Below are 23,896 nucleotides of genomic sequence, written 5' to 3'. Positions count from 1 at the left end.
TCGGATCATCGACCACGAGCAGATGCGTGCTCGTGGTCACGGTGGAACCGCATCACGCTCGTGGCGCCGCCGCGGTCGGGCACGTCGATCCGGTACCCGGCCGACGTCAGGGCGGCGACGACCCGTGACCGCCAGGGCCGGTCCTCCCGGGTGGTGACCAGCCAGACCGTCCGGTGCCCTCGGGCGCACCGGAGTGCCTGCGACAGGGGCCGCCGACTCGGGAACAGCGTGTCGCGCGTGTCGGCGGAGCGCCCGGCTCTGCAGTCGACCGCGCCGGGGAACGAACGCGGGTAGAGCAGGGGGATGACGTCGAGGGTCGAGTCCGCGTCCCCCTCGACGTCGCCGTACAGGGCGGCGGTGGTCGTCGGCGCCGCACGCACCGCGCTCGATTCCCGGGCCACACGCGCCCAGTCGGTGTCCTTGCCCTCCTCGGTGCGCTGTCGCGCGTACGCCGGCGCACTGAGGACCGCCGCGAGCACGAGGACCACGACGATCCGGCTCGGACGCCAGCCACGGATCGCCACGGCGGCGAGCAGCGCGACGGCCGGGCTGCAGAAGGCCAGGTACCGAGCCTGGTAGACGGGCGTCCAGACCACGGACACCGCGAGCAGCATGATCGTCGGGACCAGGAGCCACGCCACGAGCAGCGGGCCGGTCGTCGACCGCTCCCGCCAGCACCGCGCCAGGCCGACACCCACCAGGAGCACGCCGAGGACCGCGAACGGCGGATCGGCGGAGAACCACTGTTCGACGACGATCTGCTTGACCGTGCCGAGGTCGGGGCGATGGAGCCAGGAGACCTGGCCCACCTGCGCGGCCGCCAGCCGGACGAACGGGACGCACACCACCGCGGCCCCACCCGCGGCGCTCACGAAGCCGACGGCGAGGCGTCGGCTCGCGGTGCGGTCCGGGGAGCGGGTCGCCCACACCGCGACGGCGATCGCGTGCACGACCAGCATGAGCGCGTCGTGCAGGAACACGACGACCGCGAGCACCGCCATGATGCCGTACAGGGTCCAGAGCAGCGTCGTCCGTGGCCGTCGTCCGAGCGGGTCCTCCCCATGCTCGCGCAGGAGGCGACCGGCCACCGTCACGAGCACCAGGGTGAGCAGGACCGAGACGAACGCGGAGGCAGCGCCCGACCGTCCGTCGGTGGCGGACAGCGTGACCCGCGGGAGGAGCACGAAGAACGCACCCGCGAGCAGGCCGGCCGATCGATCGAGCAGCATCCGACCGAGCACCGTGACGAGCCCGGCGGTCGCACCGACGCAGAGCACCGACACGGCGCGGAGCGCGAGCGGCGAGTACCCGACGAGGTCGAACCAGCAGTGCATCGTCGCGTACCAGGCCAGATGCACGAGATCGACGGTCCGGGCCAGGGCGAACAGCTCCGACCACGACCGGGTCGCCGCGCTCACCGTCGCACCCTCGTCCCACGTCGCGGACGGCACCCAGCAGCCGGCTCCGGTGACGAGCGTCGCGATGACGGCCACCACGAGGGCGTCCGACCAGGGCGACCCCGTCCCTGTCCACGCCCGCCGACGCTGGCCCACGACGTCGTCGACCGGCGGGGTCCGCGCCCGCATGGTGCTGCTCATCGCGGAAGGGTCACACGCGGGACGTGCCCACCTCGCGCTCGTCCCGGGCCCTGTGGGGGTCACCGGGGGTCGAGGTCACCCCGGATGTCACCCGCTCCGGACGCCTGCACGGGGTGTCCCTCGTCCGGAGCGCCCGGCGGTCAGCGGGCAGTCCGCCACGCTAGGGCGCGTCGACGACGAGCGGCCGCATCCACGACTCGTACACCGCGGCGCAGGACCTCGAGTTCTGCCGTCGCGCCGTCGGTCCCGTCCGACGGCAAGGTCGCACGGACGCTCCCGTCCCCGCGGATGACCACGGTGGCCGTCTCGGTCGTGAGATCGGCATGACCTCCGGCGCGACGACCGTGCTGCTCAACCGTCTCGAGGCCGCCGGGCACATCGTGGGGTCACGCGAGGGCAGCGACCGTCGACGCGTCACGCTGCGACCCGTCCGGGAGGCCCGGGAACAGGCCCGCGCGTTCCTCGCCTTCTCGGGTGCGCAGATCGCGGGGTCGCTCCGTGAGACGCCGGACCCCGAGCTGGCGACGGTCATCGCGTTCCTGGAACGGATGACCGCTGCGGCCCGGCAGGCCAACGCTCGTCTCGCTCGTGGCGCGCGCGGCGGTCAGAACACGGTGTAGCCGCGGTGATGGACCGCCTGCCTTCGACGCGTTGTACGCGGGCTACCACTGCTGGCGCGGTGATCGATCCGGGACTACGGTCCCTGGTCCGCGCTACGACGGGGCCGGAACCTGGTCACATGAGCGATCACGAACTTCAGCACACGGGTGACATCGTCGTCGGCGTCGACGGGTCGCCGCAGTCCAGGGAGGCGTTCCGCTACGCGGCGGACCTCGCGCGGTCCCTGCACACGAAGCTCGTCGCGGTCGGGACCTGGCAAACCCCCCAGGCCGGCTACGGAGCTGCTGTACTCACCGATTGGTCACCCGAGGAGGACGTCCGCGCGGTCCTCCATGACGCCTGCGCCGACGTGTTCCCGGACGGCCAGCCGAGCTGGTTCCGGACGAAGGTGGTGAACGGCCCCCCGGCGCGCTCGCTCATCGAGGCGAGCGAGGACGCGGTCATGCTCGTGGTCGGCAGCCGTGGTCACGGGGGCTTCGCCGGACTCCTGCTCGGTTCGGTCAGCTCGGCGTGCGCGGAGTACGCCACCTGCCCGGTGCTCGTCCATCACGACGGACCGCGCGGGCGTGCCCGAGGCGCGCGGACGGCGGACGTCCACCGCGCCTGACGGCGCGGTCCCGTGGGCCCCGCGGCGGCGGTCAGAACACGGTGTAGCCGCCGTCGATCGTCAGCACCGACCCGGTCACGAAGCTCGAGGCGTCGCTCGCCAGGAACACCATCGCCGGCCCCAACTCGTCGGGCTCCCCGGCGCGCTGCTGCGGCGTGTCCTCGATCCAGTGGCGGTGGAACTCGGGGGCGTCGACGGGTGCCATGTCCGTCCGCATGTAGCCGGGGGCGATGGCGTTCACGCGGACGTGCATCGGCGCCCACTCGGCAGCGAGGCTCCGCGTGAGGTGGTGGACGGCCGCCTTCGAGGCGTTGTAGGCGGGCTGCCACTGCGGGCGGTTGACGATCGCGCCCGACATCGATCCGACGTTGACGATCGATCCACCACCCCGCTCGATCATGTGCCGCCCGAAGACCTGGCTCGCGATCCAGAGCCCGTCGACGTTGACGCTCATGACCTCGTGCCACTCCTCGTCGGTCACGTCGAGGGCGGGCTTGTGGATGCAGGCGCCCGCGTTGTTGACGAGGACGTCGACCCGCCCGAACCGGTCGACCGCGGCGGCGAGGAGCCGCTCGACGTCCTCGCGGCGGGTCACGTCCGCGAGGACGGTCAGGACGTCGGCGCCGAGCGCGCCGAGTTCGGCCTCGACGGTCGCGGCGGCGTCCCCATCCCGCCCGACGACCACCACGTTCGCCCCGGCCTCCGCGAGGGCCGTGGCGAAGGCCCTGCCGAGCCCCCGGGTTGAACCCGTGACGACGGCGGTCCGTCCGGTCATCTCGAATCGGTCCAGGACGGGCATGGCGTTCCTCTTCCTCGGGGAGTCGCTGGGTGGTGTGCTCCCAGCGTGCTCCCTCGGTGGGACGGTGGTGTCGCTGTCCCCGCGCCTCCCGGCAGTTCATGTCGGGCCGGGCGTCAGCGCGACGGGGCCTGCTCGACCTCCAGTCCGCCGTCCGGTGCCCGCACGACCTCGCCCTTCGGCAGGTACAGCGTGGCGGTGTCGAGCCGGATCCGTCGGAACTGCCCGGCGTCCTGGTGGAGGAACGCGGTCGCCGTGGCGGGGACGGGGTACCGCGGGTCGTCGCCCACGATGACCGCCTGGAACGGACCCGCTCCCGGATCGATCTGCACGCGGTCGCCGAAGAGCCCCGACACCGCGGACGGTGCGAAGCCGAACGAGAGGATCCGGGCGTGCGGCCGTCCGCGCGCGTCGAGCACACCCTGCACGCGACCGAGCCCGACGCGTCGGATGTGGGCCGTGGTCACCGTGGACTGGACGGCGGTGGCCAGCAACCCCGCGACGAGGACCGCTGCCAGAATCCGGCCCGCTCGAGCGGGACCCGACCGCGCGACCTGGTCGATGCCGATCGCCGCGAGGAGCGTCACGAACGGCGTCCACGCGAAGTAGTACTCGCCCAGCGCGACCCGGGCCACGACGAGGAAGAACACGAGGAAGCACGCGGTCGTCAGGACGAGGACGAGGACGAGGCGCCCGGGACGGAGCAGGATCGCGAGCAGCACGGCCACGGCGAGGAGGGCCGAGAGGACCGCTCCGGTCCCGGCACGCTCGAACCAGAGGTTCGCCCACCAGGGCGGGAACCGGTCGACCTGTCCGGCGACGACGACGTTGTGGCCGCCGTCGTCGTGATGGCTCTGGAACGTGATCATGTACTCCACCGTGCGCACGGCTCCGAACGGCAGGTAGACGGCGACGAAGGTCACGGCGAACGCGGCCGCGAAGACGAGTCCGCCCCAGAGCAGCGCCCACCAGCGCCCGAACAGGACCGGCAGGACCACGAACACCGGCAGCATGACCGCCGAAGCCTCCTTCGAGGTGACGGACAGACCCATGAGGACCCCCGCCGCGAGGACCCACGCCCAGTGTCCGGCAATGCCTGACCTGCCGCTGTCCCATCCGGACCGCGGGCCCGCCGCCCATCGCCAGGCGCACCACAGCGCGGCGACCGCGAACGCGGCCATCGGCCCGTCGAGCAGCGCCAGGCGGTCGATGCGCGACGGATCACCGACGATCGCGCGCGGGAGGACCCACCACATCCCGGCACCGAGGACGCCCGTGTACCAACCGCGGTCCTCGCGCAACCAGAGGAAGACCACCACTCCCGCGAGCACGGACAGCACCACGACCGGGATCCGCGCGACCTCGACCGTGTCGCCGAACGCGAGTTCCGCGAGGCCCATCAGCCACTTCGCGGTGGGCGGGTGCTGCAGGTTCCCGGTGAGGTCGCCGTGGACGTAGCCCCAGGCGGCCTGCTGGTACGCGGGCTCGTCGGTCTGGTGGTTCGCCGCGAACAGGTTCCACGTGGACTGGAAGACCCCCCACAGGAACACCACGCCGAGCACCGTCCAGCGTGTCGACGCCGCCGTGACGAACCGTCGGGACGCGGGCGTGCTCATCCCGGTGATCGTAGCTCCGGTGGGCGACAGCGACGAGCGCCATGACACCGAGCGGGGGTCGGCTCGGCGTGTGCCGGAACCGATCCCGGCAGGCTGGACTCGCGCGGTCAGCTGATGTCGGCCAGGTGGTCGGACGACCATCCCAGCGCGGCGAAGATCTGGACCATCGCCGCCTGGTCGAGTGTCGCGGTCGGGCGAGCGGGGTCGGCGTCCCCGCCGCCGCTCGCCTGGAAGTGGAACAGCCCCGTCGCCGCGTCGCGGTTGTCGCGCCACGTGGCATCGGCGTACTGCTCCACCGCGGAGCGGTAGGCGGGGTCGTGCTGGACGGAGTCGAGCAGGAGCAGGTCCTTGAAGTAGAAGGCGTTGAAGACGGCCGGCTGCTGCTGGAGGCGGTTGTCCGCCGTCCAGTACGCGAGGGAGCGGTGGGCCGCCTGAGCCGCCTGCTTCAGGTACGCCGGGTCGTCCGTCGCGCGGTACAGGATCGTCGCGGTGGCGATCATCGCGCCCGAGTTGTACGTCCAGAGCGTCGTGTCGACGGTGCCGCCGTCGTTGCGGCTGTTCTCGTACAGCCCGGGGGACTGGCGGAGGCACCGGTTGTTCCAGTTGTAGAGCTTCGTGCTCCACTGGAGGTAGGACGCCTGCTTCGTCTCCTCGTAGAGGTGTGCGGCGAGCTGCGCGGCCAGACCGGTGACGTTCGCGGCACGGACGGTGTTGGTCGGGGTGTCGATCCAGTCCTCGCCGCCGGGGCACGTCAGGGACGCGTCGGTGTTCCACCCACGGGAAGCGATGGTGAACGCGGTCTCCGCGCGGTCGAGGTAGGTGGCGTTGCCCGTGGCCTGGTACTCGCTGATCTCCGAGAGGCCCGTGACGTCGTTGTCGTCGTAGTACACGTCGCCGCCGCTCCCGAGCGGCGCGGGGAGGTACGACTCGTACCCGGGCCGACCGCCCGGGGCGACGGCGTAGTAGTGCTGCAGCCCCTCGACGCGGGCGGCGGCCGAGTTCGTGTAGGCCGCGCCCGCACCGGGGAGCCCCTGGAGGTCGAGCGATGCCTGCGTGGCCTCCCGGTACTCCCAGAGGTACGAGTACGGGTTGCCGGTGGTCGTGTCGGTGTTCTCGCGGTAGAGGCCGTGACCTGCCGCGCCCGTGTAGAGGTTGTCCTGCATCGCGTCGTACGTCGCGCTCGCGCGTTGTTGCCACACGGGGTCCGGGGCCGGTGCGGCTGCGCTCGCGGCGTGGGCGGTGTGTGATCCGGAGAGCACGACGCCCACCACGGCCACGGCCGCCACGAGTGCGCCTCCGCTGATCCGGGTGGTACGTGAGGAGGGGCGATGTGCCGTGTGGCTCGTGCGCGTCATTGCTGCACCTGCGTCCTTAGTTGGTATCGTTACCATACTCAGCGGTAGGAAATGTACAAGCCCCCGCGACGATCGGTGCGGCCGCTGGTGTTGCACGGCGTGACCGAGCCGACGGCGGTGCGGGAGCGCGTACGGCAGGATCGACGCATGACCGATCGCATCCTCACCACGCACACCGGGAGCCTCCCGCGTTCCCCCGAGCTCACCCGGTTGCTCGTGGCACGCGATCAGGGTCACGACATCGACGTCGACGCGCTCCGTGCGGAGACCGACCGCGTGCTCGCGCACACCGTCGAACAGCAGCTCACCACGGGTCTCGACGTCGTCAACGACGGTGAGGTGCCTCGCGTCGGGTTCTCGACCTACATCCGCGACCGCATCGACGGCTTCGGCGGAGTCGGCCATCGCAAGCCCACGCTGGACTCGATCAAGTTCCCGGAGTACGCCGCCTTCCAGGCGCGGCAGATCGACGAGGGCGCCGAGTTCGCCCGGGTCTGGGACACCCCGCTCGCGCAGGGACTGCTCCACTACGACGAGGAGCGTGCCGGGGTCCGGTCCGACCTCGACGCGTTCGAACGGGAGCTGGCGCGGAACGCCGAGGCCGGGCGACGCCCCGCGGGCACGTTCGTGTCCGCCGCGACCCCGGGCATCGTCGCGACGACCCTGCTCCTCGACGAGGCGAACCCCCACTACGGCGACCACCGCGAGTACGTGTTCGCGCTCGCCGAGGAGCTCCGCGTCGAGTACGAGGAGATCGTGGCACGCGGGCACACGCTGCAGCTCGACGCTCCGGACCTCGCCATGGAGCGGGTCATCCACTTCGGCGACGCGACGCTCGACGAGTTCCTGGCCGCCGTCGACCTGCACGTCGAGGCGATCAACCGGGCCCTCCGGAACATCCCGAAGGACCGCGTGCGACTCCACGTCTGTTGGGGCAACTGGCAGGGCCCGCACCAGGACGACGTCCCCGTCGACGAGCTGCTCGAGCACCTCTACCGGGCCGAGGTCGGGGCGTTCAGCATCCCGTTCGGGAACCCCGCCCACCAGCACGAACTCCCCGCCTTCCGGCAGCACCCGCTGCCCGACGACGCCCTGTTGATCCCGGGCGTCATCGACGTCACGACCAACTACCTCGAGCACCCGCAGGTCGTGGCGAACCGGATCGTCGAGGCCGCCGAGGCCGTGGGCGACCCGGCACGCGTCATCGCGGGGACCGACTGCGGGCTCGCCACCTTCGCGAGCTACGAGTTCGTGGCGACCGACGTCGCGTGGGCCAAGCTCGGCGCGCTCGTCGAGGGCGCGGCCATCGCCTCCCGGCGCCTGTTCGGCTGACGCTGCCGACCGGGGCGGTCAGGCCGCGGGCCTGCCGGTGACGCCCTCGGCCGGGGCGGTCAGGCCGCGACGGCGGTGTCGTGTCGGGGCTCGACCCAGACGACGGTGACCCCGACGCCGAGCACGTCGAGCGCACGCCGCACGGCGTCCTCACGGTCGCACGCACCGAGCACGGCCACCGCGACCTCGGTGCTGCCGGCCTCGGTGTAGGCCACGGTCCAGAACGGTGTCGGAGCCACGTCGACCACCTCTTCCCTCTCGCCGATCGCTGCGTGTCGCTGTACAGGGTGTTCGGAACGGGGTACCGGGGCGGTTGGGTGTCGCCCCAGGCGCCGGGAGTTCCATCGACGGCATGACGACGCTCCCCGGTGGAACCCTGACCCTCGCCGACGACCTCACCGTGACCCGCTTCGGCTATGGTGCGATGCAGCTCGCGGGACCCGGGGTGATGGGTCCGCCCGAGGATCGCCAGGGCGCCGAGGAGGTCCTCCGCGCCGTGATCGAGCTCGGCATCACCCACATCGACACGAGCGACTACTACGGCCCGTTCACGGTCAACGAGCTCATCCGCGAGACCCTGCACCCGTACCCCGAGGGACTGCACATCGTCACGAAGGTCGGCGCGCGGCGGACGGCCGACGGCGACTGGCCCTCGGCGCTCGGCCGCGAGGACCTGCGTGAAGCGATCGACGAGAACCTCGAGCACCTCGGCGTCGAGGCCATGGACGTCGTGAACCTCCGCGTCGGCGGGGCGTTCGGTGCCGAGGAGGGCTCGATCGCCGAGCCGTACGAAGCGCTCGTCGAACTCCAGCAGGAGGGCCGCATCCGGCACCTCGGCATCAGCAACGTGACGATGGCGCAGTTCGAGGAGGCCCGGAGCATCGCCCCGTTCGCCACCGTGCAGAACCACTACAACCTCGCGCACCGCGACGACGACGCGCTCGTCGACCGCTGCGCGGAGCTCGGCATCGGGTTCACGCCGTTCTTCCCGCTCGGCGGCTTCAACCCGCTCCAGTCGGACACGCTGGGACGGGTGGCGGCGCGCCTGGGTGCGTCGCCCCTCCAGATCGCGCTCGCCTGGCTGCTGCAGCGCTCGCCGGTGATGCTGCTCATCCCGGGCACGAAGTCGGTGCAGCACCTGCACGAGAACGTCGAGGGCGCGGGCATCGAGTTGCCCGCCGACGCGCTCGAGGAGCTCGACACCATCGGGCGCTGACGACCTCCGCGGACGTCGCACCGCGCGGTTCCCGTTGCACCACGGGATCGCGCGGTGCAACGGGACGAACGCGGTGCGACGCCGAGCGCCCCGCTACGGGACCAGGTGCCCGGCGGCGGTGAACAGCCGGTACCAGTCCGGCCGCGACAGCCGGACGTCCGACCCGGCGGCCGAGTCCCGCACACGCTGCGGGTTCGTCGTGCCGAGGACGACCTGCATCTGCGCCGGGTGGCGGGTGATCCAGGCCACGGCGATGCCGGTCGGGGTGCAGTCGTACGCGTCGGCGAGCTCGTCGATGACGTCGTTGAGCTCCCCGTACTGCTCGCGGTCGCCCAGGAACACGCCGTCGAAGAACCCCTTCTGGAACGGCGACCACGCCTGCAGGGTGATGTCGTTGAGGCGCGAGTAGTCGAGGATGCCGTTGTCACGGTCGACCGACTGCTCGAGCCCGGCCATGTTCGCGGCGACGCCCTGCGCGACGAGGTTCGCGTGCGTGATGCTCAGCTGCACCTGATTGAACGCGAGCGGCTGCCGGACCGAGCGCTTGAGGAGCTCGACCTGACCGGGCGTGTGGTTCGAGACACCGAAGTGCTTGACCTTGCCGGCCGTGTGGAGCTCGTCGAACGCCGCGGCGACCTCGTCGGGCTCGACGAGTGCGTCGGGCCGGTGCAGGAGCAGGACGTCGATGTGATCGGTGTGCAGGGCCTCGAGCGAGCCGTCGACCGACTCGAGGATGTGCTCCTTCGAGAAGTCGAAGTACCCGTCGCGGATCCCGACCTTGGTCTGGATGACGATCTCGTCCCGCTCGGAGGACGAGAGTCCGAGCGCCTCGCCGAACCGGCGCTCGCAGTGGTGCATCGCGCCGCCGTACACGGCCGCGTGGTCGAACATCGTGATCCCGGCGTCCCGGGCGGTGCCGACGAGGGTGCGGATCTCCTCGTCGGACATGTCGGTGATCCGCATGAGTCCGAGCACGATGTCGGACGCGGTCAGGTCGGTCTGTGGCAACTCCAGTGTCTTCACGCTCCGATCTTCCTCCCTCGGCCCGCTTCGCGCGCCAGCGACCGGGAGGCGCGGTGCGGGCCCGTCACGTGCTCGTCGCCGTGCCGTGCGTGTGGGTGGTGACGGTTCCGACGCCGAGGTGTCCCGCGATGGGGAGCCGCACGACGACGGTCAGGCCGCCGCCCGGGGTGTCGTCGACCTCGACCGACCCGTCCATCGCCTCGATGAACCCGCGGGCGAGCGCCAGTCCGAGGCCGAGCCCCGTGTCGTTGTCCGTGTCCCCGAGTCGCTGGAACGGCATGAACACGTCGTCCCGACGCTCCGGTGGGATGCCCGGGCCCTGGTCCGCGATGCGCAGCTCGACCATGCCGCCGAACGCACTGGCCGCCACGCGGACGCGGGTCCCCGCGGGGGCGTACCGCTCGGCGTTCGCGAGCAGGTTCACGACGACCCGCTGCAGCAGCACCGCGTCGGCACGGACCGGCGGGAGTTCGGCGGGCAGGTCGAGATCGACGGCGCCCGGGCCGAGCTCGAGCTCGTCGAGCGCCGGAGCGACGACGGTGTCGACGCCGATCGGTGCGGTCGCCACGGCGAGCGCGCCCGCCTGGACCCGCGAGACGTCGAGCAGGTCCGCGAGCAGTGACCCGAGGGTCCGCAGGCTCTCGTCGGCGGTGGTGAGGAGGACCTCCCGGTCGTGGTCCGACAGGGTGACGTCCTGCGCGCGGAGACCTTGAATCGCGGCCGACGCGGCGGCCAGCGGCCGACGCACGTCGTGCCCGACGGCGGCGAGGATGGCGCTGCGCACCCGGTCCGCCGCCGCGATCCGCTCCGCCTCGCCCGCCGTCCGCGCCAGGGTGCGGTGGTCGAGCGCCACGTCGATCTGCCGCTCGACGACGCGGAGCAACCGCTGTCCGCCTGGGTCGGCGGAACCGTGGAACTCGACCGTGCCGCCGGACTGGAGGCGCGTGGTCGCGCTCGGCGCACCATGCACGGCGCCGGCCTCGGCGACGACGTCCTCACCCTGCCGGACGAGCACACCGTCGAACCCGAACGCCTCACGCGCTCGGTCGACGAGTGCCTGCAGGGCGTCGTCCCCGCGCAGGACGCTGCCGGCGATCCCGACCAGGAGCGCGGACTCGGCGGCGGCACGGCGGGCGGCGCGCGATCGTCGCGCGGACCGGTCCACGACCCAGCTCACCGCGACGGCGCTCGCCACGTAGAGGATGAGGGCCGCGAGGTGCCAGGGCCGCTGCACGGTCACCGTGTACAGGGGTTGCACGAAGAAGAAGTCGAGGGACAGCCCCGACAGCACCGCGGCGAACACTGCCGGCCACATCCCGCCGACGAGCGCCACGACGAGCACGAGCATCTGGTAGGCGAGCACCTCGACCGTGATCGCGTCGCGGTCGCCCACGGAGGACAGCACGAACGTCAGGAGCGGCCCGATCGCGAGGGCCAGGAGGAACGCGGCCACGACCCGGGAGCGCGACAGACTGCCGCCCAGTCGGGGGAGTGCGAGGCGGCCCCCGGCGGCGCTGTGCGTCACGATGTGGACGTCGATGTCACCGGACTCGCGCACGATGGTCGTGCCGATGCCCGGACCGGTCAGCGCGGCGAGCACCCGCGACCGACGGCTCACCCCGATCACGATCTGGGTCGCGTCGACGGATCGGGCGAACCGCACGAGCGTGGTCGGAACGTCGTCCCCGACGACCTGGTGGTAGGTGCCGCCGAGCTGCTCGACGAGTGCCCGCTGGCGACCGAGCGCACCCGGATGGCGCTCGCGGAGGCCGTCGCTCGTGGTGACGTGCACGGCGGCGAGCTCGCCGCCGGCGGATCGGGCGGCGATCCGTGCCCCGCGGCGGAGCAGGGTCTCGCCCTCGGGACCGCCGGTGAGTGCGACCAGGACGCGATCCCGGGCCTCCCACTTGTGCTGGATGCCGTGCTCGGCGCGGTACTTCTTCAGGGCGTCGTCGACCTCGTCGGCGAGCCAGAGGAGCGCGAGCTCGCGGAGCGCCGTCAGGTTCCCGAGCCGGAAGTAGTTCGACAGCGCGGCGTCGATCCGAGCCGCGGGGTAGACCACCCCGTCGGAGAGCCGGTCTCGCAGGGCCTGCGGCGAGAGGTCGACGACCTCGATCTGGTCGGCGGCCCGGACGACCGCGTCGGGGACGGTCTCGCGCTGCACCGTGCCCGTGATCTCCTGCACGACGGTCGACAGTGACTGCATGTGCTGCACGTTCACCGTCGAGATCACGTCGATCCCGGCGGCGAGGATCGCCTCGACGTCCTGCCAGCGCTTGTCGTGCGGGCTGCCGGGGGCGTTCGTGTGGGCGAGTTCGTCGACGAGCGCGACGTCCGGGCGGCGGGCGAGCACGGCCTCCAGGTCCATGTCGTCGAGCCGGACGCCGCGGTGCAGGACCGTGCGCCGCGGGACCAGCTCGAGCCCCGCGACGAGGGCCGCGGTCGCCGCGCGGCCGTGGGTCTCCACCACGGCCACGACGACGTCACGGCCCTCGTCGCGGAGGCGGCGGCCCTCCTCGAGCATGGTGTAGGTCTTGCCGACGCCCGGGGCGGCGCCGAGCAGGACCCGGAGGCGTCCCCGCTGCATGCTCGTCGTCCTCAGCGCAGGTCGGCGAGCGCGAGGTTGAGCTCGAGCACGTCCACCGTCGGGTCACCGAGGAACCCGAGCTGGCGTCCGGCGGTGTGGTCCTCGACGAGCTGCCGGACCCGCGTCGTGGACAGGCCGCGGGCGTGGGCGACGCGGTCGACCTGCTCGAGCGCGGACGCCGGGCTGATGTCGGGATCGAGGCCCGAGCCGGACGCGGTGACGGCGTCGGCCGGCACGGCGGAGACGGGCACGCCGTCGGCCTTCGCGATGGCGGCGCGGCGCTCCCGGACGGCCGTGACGAGGTCGGGGTTGTCCGGGCCGAGGTTCGAGCCGGAGGACGCGTTGGCGTCGTACCCGTCCCCCGCCGCGGAGGGGCGCGACCGGAACCAACGGTCGATCGTGGCGCCCTTCCGCGTCGTGAACGACTGGCCGACGAGCGACGAGCCGACGACGTGGCCGGACGAGTCCTGGACCATCGAGCCGTTCGCCTGGTGCGGGAACGCGACCTGCCCGACGCCCCAGACGGCGAGCGGGTACCCGACGCCGAGGACGATCGTGCTGAGGACGGTGAGACGGAGGGCGACGCCCGCCGTGCGGAGTGTGGTGCGTGTCGATGCCATGGTGTGGAACTCCTCGTTGCCGGGCTCAGAAGCCCGGGATGAGACCGACGATGAGGTCGATGATCTTGATGCCGATGAACGGCACGATGACGCCGCCGAGGCCGTAGACGAGCAGGTTCCGGCCGAGGATGCTCGACGCGGACGCTGCCCGGTACGTGACGCCGCGGAGCGACAGGGGGATGAGCGCGACGATGACGAGCGCGTTGAACACGACCGCGCTGAGGATCGCCGACGCCGGGCTGTGCAGGTGCATGACGTTGAGCACCGCCAGGCCGGGGAACGCCACCTGGAACATCGCGGGGATGATCGCGAAGTACTTCGCGACGTCGTTCGCGATCGAGAACGTGGTGAGCGCCCCGCGGGTGATGAGCAACTGCTTGCCGATCCGCACGACGTCGATGAGCTTCGTCGGGTCCGAGTCGAGGTCGACCATGTTGCCGGCCTCCTTGGCCGCGGTCGTGCCCGTGTTCATCGCGACGCCGACGTCGGCTTGGGCGAGCGCCGGGGCGTCGTTCGTGCCGTCACCGGTCATCGCGACGAGGTTGCCGCCCTCCTGCTCCTGCTTGATGAGCCGCAGCTTGTCCTCGGGCGTCGCCTCGGCGAGGAAGTCGTCGACGCCCGCCTCGGCCGCGATCGCGGCCGCCGTGCGCGGGTTGTCACCCGTGATCATGACGGTGCGGATGCCCATGGCGCGCATGTCCGCGAAGCGCTCGGCGATGCCGTCCTTGACGACGTCCTTGAGGTGCACGACGCCGAGGAGGGCCGTGGTGCCGTCCGCGTCCCGGCGCGCGACGACGAGTGGGGTCCCGCCCTGGTCCGAGATCTCCGCCACGGTGGCGTCGACCTGGGCGACCACGGCGCTGTCGCTCGTCCCGGCCCAGTCGAGCACCGCGGCCGCGGCGCCCTTCCGGACCTGCGTGCCGTCACGGAGGTCGACACCGGACATGCGGGTCTGCGCCGTGAAGGGGACCTCGACTGCGCCCGCGGGGGCGCCCGTCGGGGCGCCGGCCTGGGCGGCGAGTTCGACGATCGAGCGGCCCTCCGGCGTGCCGTCGGCGGCCGACGAGAGCGCGGTGGCGGCCATGAGTTCGGCCTCCGTCACCGCGCCGACCGGGACGACCCGGGAGGCCCGGCGGTTGCCGTACGTGATCGTGCCCGTCTTGTCGAGGAGCAGTGTGGTGATGTCGCCGGCGGCCTCGACCGCGCGGCCCGACATCGCGAGCACGTTGTGCTGGACCAGCCGGTCCATGCCGGCGATGCCGATCGCGGAGAGCAGCGCGCCGATCGTGGTCGGGATGAGGCAGACCAGCAGGGCGATGAGCACCGTGACGCTGACGGTCGACCCGACGAGGCCGGCGAGTGGCTGGAGCGTGAGGCAGACGATGACGAAGATGATCGACAGCGACGCGAGCAGGATGTTGAGCGCGATCTCGTTCGGGGTCTTCTGCCGTGCCGCGCCCTCGACGAGCCGGATCATCCGGTCGATGAACGTCTCGCCCGGCGTCGACGTGATCCGCACGACGATCCGGTCGGACAGCACGCGCGTGCCGCCCGTGACGGCCGAGCGGTCGCCGCCGGACTCGCGGATGACGGGGGCGGACTCGCCCGTGACGGCCGATTCGTCGACCGAGGCGATGCCGTCGATGACGTCGCCGTCGCCCGGGATCACGTCGTTCGCCTCGACGAGCACGACGTCGCCCTTGGCCAGGTCGACGCTGGCGACCTCCTCGGTCTGTGCCCGGTCGGCAGCGGGGTCCCCGGCTCGGTCGTACGCGACGACACGGCGGGCCGTCGTCGTGCTGCGGGTCTTCCGGAGCGCGTCGGCCTGCGCCTTGCCGCGCCCCTCGGCCACGGACTCGGCGAGGTTCGCGAACACGACCGTGAGCCAGAGCCAGATCGCGATCGCCCAGGTGAAGGACGCGGGGACGGCCGCGGCGCCCGTTGCCGACTCGTGCGAGAGGGGGTCGACGATCGCGGTGACCGTCGTCAGTGCGGCGCCGACCTCGACGATGAACATGACGGGGTTCCCCCACATCATGCGGGGGTCGAGCTTGCGGACGGCGCCCGGGAGGCCGGCGGCGAGTTGCCGGGGGCCGAACGCGGCGTTCCGCCGGGTCGGGTGGTCGGACACGGTCGTGTCCTCGGTGTCGGGAGCGGTGGTGCTCATCGGACGAGTCCTTCTGCGAGGGGGCCCAGTGCGAGGACCGGGAAGTAGGTCAGGGCGGTGACGATCACGGCGACACCGGCGAGCAGGACGATGAACAGCGGGCGGTGCGTCGGCAGCGTCCCGGAGGTGGCGGGCACGTGGTCCTGCTGGGCGAGGGACCCGGCGAGCGCGAGCACGAGCACGATCGGGACGAAGCGGCCCAGGGCCATCGCGACCGCGAGGGCCGAGTTCATCCACGTCGTGTTCGCGGTGATGCCGCCGAACGCGGACCCGTTGTTGTTCGCGGCGCTCGTGAACGCGTAGAGCAGCTCGGAGAACCCGTGGTTGCCCGGGTTGGAGATCGAGGTGTGCTCGACCTGCTGCGCGACGCCGGGGATCACCAGGGAGAGTCCCGCACCGAGCAGGACGATGGCCGGTGTGACGAGCACGTACAGGGACGCGAACGTCATCTCGCGGGCACGGATCTTCTTGCCGAGGTACTCGGGCGTGCGGCCGACGAGCAGGCCGGCGATGAACACCGTGATGACGGCGAGGACGAGCATGCCGTACAGGCCGGACCCGGTCCCACCCGGCGCGATCTCGCCGAGCATCATGTTGATCATCGCCATCATGCCGCCGAGCGGGGTCTGGCTGTCGATCATGCCGTCCACGGCGCCGGTGGACGTGATGGTCGAGGAGGTGTTGAAGATCGTCGTCCCGATGACGCCGAACCGGACCTCCTTGCCCTCCATCGCGGCACCCGCGAGGTGGGTCGCGGTGCCGCCGCCGGCGAGCTCGAGTGACGACATCGCCGAGAGCGAGACGAGGAAGATGACGCCCATCGTGGCGAGGATGGCGTACCCCTGGCGGCGGTCGCCGACCATCGTGCCGAACGTGCGCGGCAGGCTGAACGGGATCGCCAGCAGCAGGAACACCTCGAGGAGGTTCGTCCACGGCTGCGGGTTCTCGAACGGGTGGGCGGAGTTCGCGTTGAAGAACCCGCCGCCGTTCGTGCCGAACTCCTTGATGGCCTCCTGCGACGCCGCGGGGCCACCCGCGATCGTCTGCGTGCCGCCCGCGAGCGTGTGCACGGTGGTCGGGTCGAGGAAGTTCTGCACGGCGCCGCCCGCGATGAGGACGATCGCGAACACGAAGGACACCGGCAGCAGCAGACGCCACACCGTGCGGACCGTGTCCACCCAGAAGTTGCCGAGGGTCCCGGTACGTCGCCGGGCGAATCCGCGGACGAGCGCCGCGGCGACCGCCATGCCGACCGCGGCCGACAGGAAGTTCTGCACGGCCAGGCCGGCCATCTGGACCGTGTAGCCCAGGGTGAGCTCGGGGGAGTACGACTGCCAGTTCGTGTTCGTCACGAACGAGACCGCCGTGTCGAATGCCAGGCTCGGCGTGACCGCGGGCAGTCCGAGGCTCGCGGGGAGCACGGCCTGCAGACGCTCGAGCGTGTAGATGGCGAACACGCCGACCACGCTGAACAGCAGGACGCTCCGCAGGTAGGCGGGCCACGACTGCTCCGCGTCGGGGTCGACCCCGATGAGCCGGTACACGCCGCGCTCCACACGCATGTGCTTCGTGGGCGTGTAGAGGCGGGCCATGTGGTCGCCGAGTGGGCGGTGCACGACGACGAGGAGCAGCACGAGTGCCGCGACGGACGCGATGCCCGCCCAGGTCTCCCCGGCGCTCATCAGAACTGCTCCGGGCGCACGAGCGCCCACACGAGGTAGCCGATGGCGGCGATGCCGAGCACGGCCGCGGCGATGGTGATGACGATCACAGGCGCTCCACCCCCTTGCCGATGAGCGCGATCACGCTGAACAGCGCGACCGTGCCGAGGACGACGAACACGTCGAACACGAGGACCAACTCCTGGTTGTCAGCTGGCCGGGGCCGGAGCCGGGGCCGCACCCGATCCGGATGCCGGAAGTGATCGTGCGCCCGGCGCGGAGTCCGACCGGGCGTCCTCACGGTTCCCTAACGGCCCCGGAGCGAAGCCGTACGGACCACTAACGCCCGCCCCCGGTGCGGCGGTCACGGGCGCTCGCGCAGGAGGCGCGCGACGTCACTCCGCGCGGCGAGGTCGCGCGCGGCCTCCTCGGACAGCCGGCGCACCTGCCCGACGAGCCGACGGCGGTGGGTTTCCGCGCCCTGCATGATGCACTCGTGATGGGCGACCCGGTTCCGGAACCGCCGGAGGGCGTCGAGCGCGTCGCGCACGTCATCACGGTGGGTTCCCGGTCCGTACACACGGTGCAGGTACGGTCGCCAGACTCCCCGTTCCAGACGGTCCGTGGGCATCAATGCCCAGAATCCGAACGGCAGCTCGGCGATGATCTTGCCGGGGAGCACGGTGCTTCCGTCTGCTGGTCGCGCCCGTGCGGTCGCCTCGGCCACCCTTCGGCGCGCGATGGCGTTGGCGTCTCGGATCCCACCGGTGCGTCGATCTGGACGCGCCTGGACCGGGAACAGCTGACGGAGCGTCCGGCGGTCCGTCCAGTGGTCGTCGCCAGCGAGGACCGCGTCGCAGAGCGCGCGGTCGAAGGCGTTCCGGAGACCGACCTCCAGATGCGCGAGGTCGTGGAGGAAGGCAGACGCCAACCGTGCGTTCCATCCGTACAGCGCACGAGCGCGTCGGGCATCGTGGCCGGCGGCTCGGAGGTACGGTTCGAGCCTCGGTTCACTCACCCAGCTTCGGAACCAGGCATCGTCCGTATCACGCATGGAATGTGGTATGTTCCTCTCGAAAGCCCTCGATGACCTCTGCCGCATGTCGCCTGGGCCACGGAAGGAAGCTCCGGTATTCCGCCTCGGCGGACCCGGAGCTTCTGCCGTCTCTAGGTCGTCGTCGCCCGTGTCCCTCGCTGATACGTAGTATATCGTCCGGGTGGGCGCGCGGGGCGCGTCCCCACGGCAGGATGAGCGCATGGAGCGTCGACGACCCGAGGCCGATCACGCGGTCCACACCGACTCCTCGGTGCTCCGCCGCACCGTTCGGTTCGCGACCGGACGGACCGGCAGCCTCAGCCGGTCCCGCGTGCTCGGTGCCGTCGCGCTGGTGGTCGTCGTCGGACCGTCGCTCACCGCGTTGCTCGTCGCGATCGGGGCGCGCGGGGACATCACGGTCGAGGCGCTGGCGTACCAGCTCCTCGTGCTCGTCGCCGCACTCGTCGGCGGCGCGTGGCCGGCGGTGCTCGCCGCGATGCTGTCGGGACTGTCGCTCGACTACTTCTTCGTCGCCCCGGTCCACCGCATCACGGTGCAGCAGCCGTCGCACCTCGTCGCCCTCGTGCTCTACGTCGTCAGCGCGGTGCTCGTGAGCGTGGTCGTCGACCGTTCGGCCCGGCACGCCCGGGCTGCGCGTCGGGCGGCAGCCGAGTCCGCCCTGCTCACGAGCATCGCCGGCGGGGTGCTGCGCGGCGACGACGCCCTCGACGCACTCGTCGACCGCACACGGGAGGCCTTCGGCGTCGCGAGCGTGCGCGTCCTGGCCGACGGGGTCGAGGCCGCGGTGTCCGGTGACGTGCGTGGCGACGCGGACGTGACCCGGCGCCTCCCGGCCGGCGGTCTGCTCGAGATCCGGGGTGGCACGGTCGGACCGGGTGAGCGGCGCCTCCTGGCCGTCGTCGAGCAGCAGATCGACGCCGCGCTCGAGCACCGCGTGCTCGCCCGGGCCGCCGTCGACGCGGAGCGGATCGCGGCCACCGACCGGGTCCGGAGCGCCCTGCTCGCCGCGGTCGGACACGACGTGCGCCGCCCGGTGGCCGCGGCCACGGCCGCGATCGGCGGGCTCCGCGCAGCCGACGTCACGCTGACGGAGTCCGACCGGGAGGAACTGCTCGCGACCGCCGACGAGAGCCTGCGGTCCCTCGCGGCGTTGCTGGCCGACCTGCTCGACGTGAGCCGCGTGCAGGCCGGGGTGCTCGCGGTGACGCCGCAGACGATCGCCCTGGAGGACGTCGTCGCCCCGGCGCTCGACGAGCTCGCACTCGGTCCCACGGACGTCGACCTCGACCTGCCCGCCGATCTCCTGCCCGTCCGCGCCGATCCGGTGCTCCTGCAGCGGGTCGTCGTGAACCTGCTCGCGAACGCGCAGCGCTACTCGCCGGAGGGGGCACGGATCCGCGTGGCCGCGAGTGCCTTCGGCCCCGCCGTCGAGCTGCGCGTCGCGGACACGGGGCCGGGCATCCCGCCCGAGCGTCGCGAGGACGTGTTCCTGCCCTTCCAGCGGCTCGGGGACACGGACAACGAGAGCGGACTCGGACTCGGACTCGCGCTCGCCCGCGGGTTCACCGAGGGCATGGGTGGGACCATCCGGGTCGACGACACCCCGGGTGGCGGGCTCACGGTCGTCGTCCGCCTGCCGGTCGCCGGCGCGGGCCAGGAAGGACAACAGTGAAGATCCTCATCGCCGACGACGACGCCCAGCTCGTCCGAGCCATGTCCGTCACGCTCGGCGCCCGTGGTTACGAGATCGTCACCGCCCGCGACGGCCGGGCTGCGCTCGACGCGGTGATCACGCAGCGGCCGGACCTCGTGCTCCTCGACCTCGGCATGCCGCGGCTCGACGGTCTCGGGGTGCTCGAGGCGCTCCGGGCGTGGACCCAGGTGCCCGTGCTCGTGTTGTCCGGCCGCACGGACTCGGCCGACAAGGTGGACGCGCTCGACGCCGGGGCGGACGACTACGTGACGAAGCCGTTCCAGATGGACGAGCTCCTGGCCCGCCTCCGGGCGCTCGGCCGTCGACGGGCCCCGGCCGAGGAGGCCCCGACCGTCCGGATCGGCGACCTCGTGGTCGACCTCGCCGCCAAGCAGGTGACGTGGGCCGAAGGCACCGGCGCCCCCGTGCGGCTCACCCCGACGGAGTGGCGGCTGCTCGAGGTCCTCCTGGCGCACCCGGATCGACTCATGACCCGTGAGATGCTCCTCACCGAGGTGTGGGGTCCGTCGCACGGGGGTGACAGCGGGTACCTGCGGCTGTACATGGCGCAGCTGCGGAAGAAGCTCGAGCCGGATCCGGCGAGCCCGCGGTACCTCGTCACCGAGGCGGGGATGGGCTACCGGTTCTCACCGACGGGCTGAACACGGGCCTCCCGGGCGCGACGCACCATCGGCCGCCCCGTCAGCGGCAGGCTGAGCGGCGTCCACCGGAATGCCTCGGTGGCGACGACCGCACCGATCACGACGAGCACGTACGCGATCGGCACGCGCAGGGCGGCCGGGTTCGACGGTGCCGTGATGCCGAGCGCGAGCAGGATCGTGATCATCGCCGGATGGCTCAGGAAGATCCCGAACGACCGGTCCGACGCCCACGCGAGCGTCCGGTCGTCCCACGAACCCGGGCGGCGGTGGTCCGCCCACCAGGCGCCGACGCTCAGCAGGGCGAGTGTCGCGACCGTGCTCCACACGAGCTGCACGGGCTGCATCTCGTCCGAGGCGTCGCTGAGGTCGAGGCCGATGTGACGGTTCAGCGCGTAGACGGCGAGGGCGAGCACCGCGGTGGCGGTGAGTGCGACCGCGAGGACGACCCGGTGCCTGCGCACCCACCGCAGCACCGCGTCGGCATGCGCGCCGGCGACGACGCCGCCCACGACGAAGAACAGGTAGCTCGTGAACACACTCGTCAGGGAGCCGTGCGTCCAGGCGACGGTCGCGGGCTCGTACCGCGCGACCCAGAACACCGCGCCCTGGACGAGGAACGCGACCGAGAGGAACAGCAGGTGGGCCTCGGGGAACCGCCGCACGGCCCAGATGAACGCCGGGATCACGAGGTACACCTGCATGGTCACGAGCAGGAAGTACAGCTGCTCCGCCGCGTCGCCCCGCAGGAGCGCCTGCCCCCAGTCGACGAGCCGGGCGATCGGGTCACCGAGCGAGTCCGAGATCGTCGCGTTCAGGAACACGTACACGCCCGACCAGACGACGTACGGCAGCCCGACGAGCAGGAACCGCCGCGGCCAGAACCGGCGGAGCGGCCGCGGCCGACGGAGCTGCCCGTAGGTGAGCACGAACGCGGTCAGCCAGAAGAACGCCCCACGCGTGAAGTGGAGCAGGGTGAGCAGCGCGTCCGTGACGACGCCGAACCCGCCGATGTAGTTGACGGTGTGGACGGCGATGACGCACGCGAACGTGAGGAGCCGGAGCACGTCGATCTCGTACAGGTGCGAGCGCGGCGTTGTCTGCGCTGCGGCGAGTTCGGGCTCCGACACCCGGGGCACGGTAGGCGCGACAGCTTTGCGGGACGTCCATCGAGCGCGACGATGAGCCACCGCGCCAGAGGTCCGACCTCGGGGTCAGGCGCCGCGCACACCGCCCCGCAGTAACAGCAGCGCGAGGAGGGACAGCAGGAGCGTCCGCCCGTGCGTGCCACGGTCTGACTACCGCGGGCCGGTCGTGTTGTCGCCGGCGCCGTTGTCCGACGCCTGGAACGGCAGGTGGATGTCACCCGCCTCGGGCTCGACGTCGCCGACGTCGTCCGCGCCGCCGGTCCCCGGCGCCGTCACGACCTTCGACGGGTCGATGCCGTCCTCCGCCAGGTCGGCGTCGTCGCGCTGGAGGTCCTGCGCGGCCTCCGTCTCGGCGTCGCTCGAGGGGCTGTACGCCGTGTCCTTCACGCGGTGGGCGTGGTCGCCGATGCCGTGCTCCTGCCGTCCGGTCGACGCGTCGGCCGCCTTCTGCAGCGGGCCGCGTTCGTCGCCGGCCCCCGTCTCGCGTGGTCCCAGGTCCGTCATGCCCGTCCCTTCCGTCTGGAGGCCCGACGCTAGTCCGCCGCGACGGTGGCGTCCGCAGGCCGCCGCACCCGTGCCTCTTGCTTTCCGTGTTGGAAACAGTATTGTTGCCGACATGGAAAACATCGACGAGAACCGGGCCTTCGGGCCGATCGACCCGCTCGCAGCCCGCGAAGCCGTCCGTGCCGCACGCGCCCGGATGACCGACCGGCTGCGCTCACCGTGGTGGTTCCACGCGCTGCACGGCCTCGGCATCGCCCTCACCGTCTACGGCGTGCGGAGCCGATCCGCGTGGGACCTCCTCCCGCTCGGCATCGGGCTCGTCCTGTCCATCGGCCTGGCACGGCGCCGCACGGGCGTGGTCGGGTTCTCGCGGGCGAACCCGGACCGGTGGCAGTTCCTCCGCGCGGGCGCTCCCTGGTCCGTCATCGCCCTGGTCGTCGCCGTCGCAGCGCTCACGGCCTCGGTCGTCCTGCGCTCCTGGACCGTGCCCGAGGGCATCGTGGTGGCGACGGTCGTCGGGCTCGTGTCCGCCCTGACCGGTCCGCTCGCGGACGCGGCCGCACGGCGGTACCTCGGGCGCCGCGACGCGTGACGGCACCGATGGAACCGACGTTCGACGCGACGATCCACGCGCCACAGCGCCTCCAGATCTGCGCGCTGCTGGCACGCGGTGGCGAGGTCGAGTTCGCGACCTTGCGGGACGCACTCGACGTCTCGGACGCGACGCTGAGCAAGCACCTCCGGGTGCTCACCGACGCCGGTTACGTGGTGCTCCGCCGGGTCCAGCGCGACCGAGGCCACGCCCGCACCTGGGCCGGCCTGACGCGCGACGGTCGCCGTGCGCTCGATGCGCACTTCGCGTACCTCAGCGCACTCGCCCCGGACGCAGGCGACCTGGGTTAGACCACGCGCCAGTCGCGGACCAGCACACCGAGCGCGCGGTCGAACGCCGCCTGCATGTCCATCTGCGGGCGGAGCAGGAACTGCATCCACAGCCCTTCCCAGAGCCCGAGGATGAGCTCGGCGGCGTGGTCCGCCTGCAGGTCGTGGGGCAAGCGCCCCATCGCGATGTCGTGTTCGACCGCGGTCAGGATGGTCTGGTGGAACGCCTCGTAGCGCGTCTGCAGGTAGGGCGCGCTCGGGTGCGTCGGGTCCATCGCCTCCGCGAGCACCATGACGAGCAACCGTGCCATCACGGGGTCGTCGAGGTTCTCCTCGACCAGGCGACGCATGAACTCGAGCACGCCGTGGTCCCGTCCGACGTCCAGGAGGTGCGCGGTCCGCAGGGTCTGCCAGTGGTGCAGGGTGGCCATGACGAGCCCCGGCCACGTGGGGAAGTGCTCGCCGACCTGCTCCAGGGTCATCCCGGCCTCGTCCGCGACGTCCCGCAACGTCGTGCGGCGGTAGGACTGGCGGGACAGCACCCGCAGGGCCGCCTCGACGATGCCGATGCGGACGTCCACGGCCGCGAGCGTCTGGGTGGCCGACTCGGTGGTGTCGGTCGTCGTTTCCATCAGGGTGGTCCTCCTGCGGTGGGCGTCGCGTCATGGGTGGTGCGCGGTCCTTCCATGCAAGCGGTGGCGGGAGCCTGTGGAAAGCGCCCGTTCTGGGGGTCAAGTTGCGGAATGGAACAACC

The 23,896-nt window shown here is 71.9% G+C and carries 23 protein-coding genes; 8 read left to right on the top strand and 15 right to left on the bottom strand.

The genetic code is table 11. From position 1 onward, the window contains the following. Positions 1-5: 5 nt before the first annotated feature. On the bottom strand, positions 6-1,598 hold the full coding sequence (locus DEI86_RS07675) for a hypothetical protein (RefSeq protein ID WP_111049196.1): 1,593 nt from the start codon (positions 1,596-1,598) through the stop codon (positions 6-8). 323 nt (positions 1,599-1,921) lie between these two features. Here DEI86_RS07675 and DEI86_RS07665 point away from each other — a divergent pair, with 323 nt between their 5' ends. Both DEI86_RS07665 and DEI86_RS07660 read left to right on the top strand, forming a co-directional pair. After that, positions 1,922-2,218 (top strand): MarR family winged helix-turn-helix transcriptional regulator, encoded by a 297-nt coding sequence (locus DEI86_RS07665; protein ID WP_181436072.1) that lies wholly within the window; start codon positions 1,922-1,924, stop codon positions 2,216-2,218. 119 nt (positions 2,219-2,337) lie between these two features. Beyond that, a complete protein-coding gene (locus DEI86_RS07660; protein WP_111010571.1) occupies positions 2,338-2,826 on the top strand; it encodes a universal stress protein in 489 nt (162 codons plus the stop codon). 31 nt (positions 2,827-2,857) lie between these two features. Here DEI86_RS07660 and DEI86_RS07655 read toward each other — a convergent pair whose 3' ends face one another. The 3 genes from DEI86_RS07655 to DEI86_RS07645 form a co-directional block, all read right to left on the bottom strand. Then, a complete protein-coding gene (locus DEI86_RS07655; protein WP_111049193.1) occupies positions 2,858-3,625 on the bottom strand; it encodes an SDR family NAD(P)-dependent oxidoreductase in 768 nt (255 codons plus the stop codon). Positions 3,626-3,738: 113 nt separating this feature from the next. After that, positions 3,739-5,238: a glycosyltransferase family 39 protein gene (locus tag DEI86_RS07650; protein ID WP_181439730.1), complete on the bottom strand. Its 1,500-nt coding sequence runs from the start codon at positions 5,236-5,238 to the stop codon at positions 3,739-3,741. A 107-nt stretch (positions 5,239-5,345) separates the two neighbouring features. Then, entirely contained in the window at positions 5,346-6,593 is a 1,248-nt protein-coding gene (locus DEI86_RS07645; RefSeq protein ID WP_181439729.1) for a glycoside hydrolase family 76 protein, read from the bottom strand. Positions 6,594-6,740: 147 nt separating this feature from the next. Between DEI86_RS07645 and DEI86_RS07640 the strand changes: the two genes are divergently transcribed. Beyond that, on the top strand, positions 6,741-7,925 hold the full coding sequence (locus DEI86_RS07640; RefSeq protein ID WP_111036297.1) for a methionine synthase: 1,185 nt from the start codon (positions 6,741-6,743) through the stop codon (positions 7,923-7,925). A 59-nt stretch (positions 7,926-7,984) separates the two neighbouring features. Here DEI86_RS07640 and DEI86_RS07635 read toward each other — a convergent pair whose 3' ends face one another. Then, entirely contained in the window at positions 7,985-8,164 is a 180-nt protein-coding gene (locus DEI86_RS07635) for a hypothetical protein (protein ID WP_146244879.1), read from the bottom strand. 113 nt (positions 8,165-8,277) lie between these two features. Here DEI86_RS07635 and DEI86_RS07630 point away from each other — a divergent pair, with 113 nt between their 5' ends. Next, positions 8,278-9,141, top strand: coding sequence for an oxidoreductase (locus DEI86_RS07630; RefSeq protein WP_111036294.1), 864 nt, complete (start codon positions 8,278-8,280; stop codon positions 9,139-9,141). 93 nt (positions 9,142-9,234) lie between these two features. Here DEI86_RS07630 and DEI86_RS07625 read toward each other — a convergent pair whose 3' ends face one another. The 7 genes from DEI86_RS07625 to DEI86_RS07595 form a co-directional block, all read right to left on the bottom strand. After that, complete coding sequence (locus tag DEI86_RS07625; RefSeq protein ID WP_181435135.1) at positions 9,235-10,164, bottom strand: aldo/keto reductase family oxidoreductase; 930 nt, start codon at positions 10,162-10,164, stop codon at positions 9,235-9,237. 64 nt (positions 10,165-10,228) lie between these two features. After that, the gene (locus tag DEI86_RS07620) at positions 10,229-12,751 is read right to left on the bottom strand and encodes an ATP-binding protein (protein WP_111049189.1); all 2,523 of its coding nucleotides are present in this window, start codon (positions 12,749-12,751) and stop codon (positions 10,229-10,231) included. An 11-nt stretch (positions 12,752-12,762) separates the two neighbouring features. After that, positions 12,763-13,371, bottom strand: a complete 609-nt coding sequence (gene kdpC / locus DEI86_RS07615; protein ID WP_111025876.1) for a K(+)-transporting ATPase subunit C — start codon at positions 13,369-13,371, stop codon at positions 12,763-12,765. 25 nt (positions 13,372-13,396) lie between these two features. Beyond that, positions 13,397-15,538 (bottom strand): potassium-transporting ATPase subunit KdpB, encoded by a 2,142-nt coding sequence (gene kdpB / locus DEI86_RS07610; protein ID WP_111049188.1) that lies wholly within the window; start codon positions 15,536-15,538, stop codon positions 13,397-13,399. Then, on the bottom strand, positions 15,535-17,220 hold the full coding sequence (gene kdpA, locus DEI86_RS07605; protein WP_111049187.1) for a potassium-transporting ATPase subunit KdpA: 1,686 nt from the start codon (positions 17,218-17,220) through the stop codon (positions 15,535-15,537). The genes kdpB and kdpA overlap by 4 nt, the downstream gene beginning before the upstream one ends. Beyond that, on the bottom strand, positions 17,220-17,309 hold the full coding sequence (locus DEI86_RS07600) for a potassium-transporting ATPase subunit F (protein WP_111010581.1): 90 nt from the start codon (positions 17,307-17,309) through the stop codon (positions 17,220-17,222). Before DEI86_RS07600 ends, kdpA begins: the two co-directional genes overlap by 1 nt. A gap of 254 nt (positions 17,310-17,563) precedes the next feature. Further along, the gene (locus DEI86_RS07595; RefSeq protein WP_220038499.1) at positions 17,564-18,130 is read right to left on the bottom strand and encodes a hypothetical protein; all 567 of its coding nucleotides are present in this window, start codon (positions 18,128-18,130) and stop codon (positions 17,564-17,566) included. A 325-nt stretch (positions 18,131-18,455) separates the two neighbouring features. Between DEI86_RS07595 and DEI86_RS07590 the strand changes: the two genes are divergently transcribed. Both DEI86_RS07590 and DEI86_RS07585 read left to right on the top strand, forming a co-directional pair. After that, the gene (locus DEI86_RS07590; RefSeq protein ID WP_111049185.1) at positions 18,456-19,928 is read left to right on the top strand and encodes an ATP-binding protein; all 1,473 of its coding nucleotides are present in this window, start codon (positions 18,456-18,458) and stop codon (positions 19,926-19,928) included. After that, entirely contained in the window at positions 19,925-20,611 is a 687-nt protein-coding gene (locus DEI86_RS07585) for a response regulator (RefSeq protein ID WP_111012961.1), read from the top strand. The genes DEI86_RS07590 and DEI86_RS07585 overlap by 4 nt, the downstream gene beginning before the upstream one ends. Here the strand turns inward: DEI86_RS07585 and DEI86_RS07580 are convergent. Continuing rightward, entirely contained in the window at positions 20,587-21,738 is a 1,152-nt protein-coding gene (locus tag DEI86_RS07580) for an acyltransferase (RefSeq protein ID WP_181439727.1), read from the bottom strand. The two genes, DEI86_RS07585 and DEI86_RS07580, sit on opposite strands and share 25 nt — an antisense overlap. A gap of 168 nt (positions 21,739-21,906) precedes the next feature. Then, complete coding sequence (locus tag DEI86_RS07575) at positions 21,907-22,260, bottom strand: hypothetical protein (protein WP_111012963.1); 354 nt, start codon at positions 22,258-22,260, stop codon at positions 21,907-21,909. Between the two features lie 112 nt (positions 22,261-22,372). On the opposite strand from DEI86_RS07575, the gene DEI86_RS07570 reads away from it, so the two are divergent. Next, positions 22,373-22,852 carry a hypothetical protein gene (locus DEI86_RS07570; RefSeq protein WP_111012964.1) on the top strand — a complete coding sequence of 160 codons (480 nt, stop codon included), beginning with the start codon at positions 22,373-22,375 and terminating at the stop codon, positions 22,850-22,852. Positions 22,853-22,860: 8 nt separating this feature from the next. Then, positions 22,861-23,163 carry a transcriptional regulator gene (locus DEI86_RS07565; RefSeq protein WP_111071948.1) on the top strand — a complete coding sequence of 101 codons (303 nt, stop codon included), beginning with the start codon at positions 22,861-22,863 and terminating at the stop codon, positions 23,161-23,163. Here DEI86_RS07565 and DEI86_RS07560 read toward each other — a convergent pair. After that, positions 23,160-23,774, bottom strand: coding sequence for a TetR/AcrR family transcriptional regulator (locus tag DEI86_RS07560; RefSeq protein ID WP_111010591.1), 615 nt, complete (start codon positions 23,772-23,774; stop codon positions 23,160-23,162). The two genes, DEI86_RS07565 and DEI86_RS07560, sit on opposite strands and share 4 nt — an antisense overlap. Between the last annotated feature and the right edge of the window lie 122 nt (positions 23,775-23,896).

The organism is Curtobacterium sp. MCBD17_028, from assembly GCF_003234875.1.
In the GTDB taxonomy this organism is placed as follows: domain Bacteria; phylum Actinomycetota; class Actinomycetes; order Actinomycetales; family Microbacteriaceae; genus Curtobacterium.
This window is presented reverse-complemented; position numbering and strand designations above follow the sequence as displayed.

Bases quoted from the DNA above. Each gene is read 5' to 3' on its own strand.
- DEI86_RS07675 (WP_111049196.1), bottom strand. From the start codon at position 1,598: ATGAGCAGCACCATGCGGGCGCGGACCCCGCCGGTCGACGACGTCGTG.
- DEI86_RS07665 (WP_181436072.1), top strand. From the start codon at position 1,922: ATGACCTCCGGCGCGACGACCGTGCTGCTCAACCGTCTCGAGGCCGCC.
- DEI86_RS07660 (WP_111010571.1), top strand. From the start codon at position 2,338: ATGAGCGATCACGAACTTCAGCACACGGGTGACATCGTCGTCGGCGTC.
- DEI86_RS07655 (WP_111049193.1), bottom strand. From the start codon at position 3,625: ATGCCCGTCCTGGACCGATTCGAGATGACCGGACGGACCGCCGTCGTC.
- DEI86_RS07650 (WP_181439730.1), bottom strand. From the start codon at position 5,238: ATGAGCACGCCCGCGTCCCGACGGTTCGTCACGGCGGCGTCGACACGC.
- DEI86_RS07645 (WP_181439729.1), bottom strand. From the start codon at position 6,593: ATGACGCGCACGAGCCACACGGCACATCGCCCCTCCTCACGTACCACC.
- DEI86_RS07640 (WP_111036297.1), top strand. From the start codon at position 6,741: ATGACCGATCGCATCCTCACCACGCACACCGGGAGCCTCCCGCGTTCC.
- DEI86_RS07630 (WP_111036294.1), top strand. From the start codon at position 8,278: ATGACGACGCTCCCCGGTGGAACCCTGACCCTCGCCGACGACCTCACC.
- DEI86_RS07620 (WP_111049189.1), bottom strand. From the start codon at position 12,751: ATGCAGCGGGGACGCCTCCGGGTCCTGCTCGGCGCCGCCCCGGGCGTC.
- kdpC (WP_111025876.1), bottom strand. From the start codon at position 13,371: ATGGCATCGACACGCACCACACTCCGCACGGCGGGCGTCGCCCTCCGT.
- kdpB (WP_111049188.1), bottom strand. From the start codon at position 15,538: ATGAGCACCACCGCTCCCGACACCGAGGACACGACCGTGTCCGACCAC.
- kdpA (WP_111049187.1), bottom strand. From the start codon at position 17,220: ATGAGCGCCGGGGAGACCTGGGCGGGCATCGCGTCCGTCGCGGCACTC.
- DEI86_RS07590 (WP_111049185.1), top strand. From the start codon at position 18,456: ATGGAGCGTCGACGACCCGAGGCCGATCACGCGGTCCACACCGACTCC.
- DEI86_RS07575 (WP_111012963.1), bottom strand. From the start codon at position 22,260: ATGACGGACCTGGGACCACGCGAGACGGGGGCCGGCGACGAACGCGGC.
- DEI86_RS07570 (WP_111012964.1), top strand. From the start codon at position 22,373: ATGGAAAACATCGACGAGAACCGGGCCTTCGGGCCGATCGACCCGCTC.
- DEI86_RS07565 (WP_111071948.1), top strand. From the start codon at position 22,861: ATGGAACCGACGTTCGACGCGACGATCCACGCGCCACAGCGCCTCCAG.
- DEI86_RS07560 (WP_111010591.1), bottom strand. From the start codon at position 23,774: ATGGAAACGACGACCGACACCACCGAGTCGGCCACCCAGACGCTCGCG.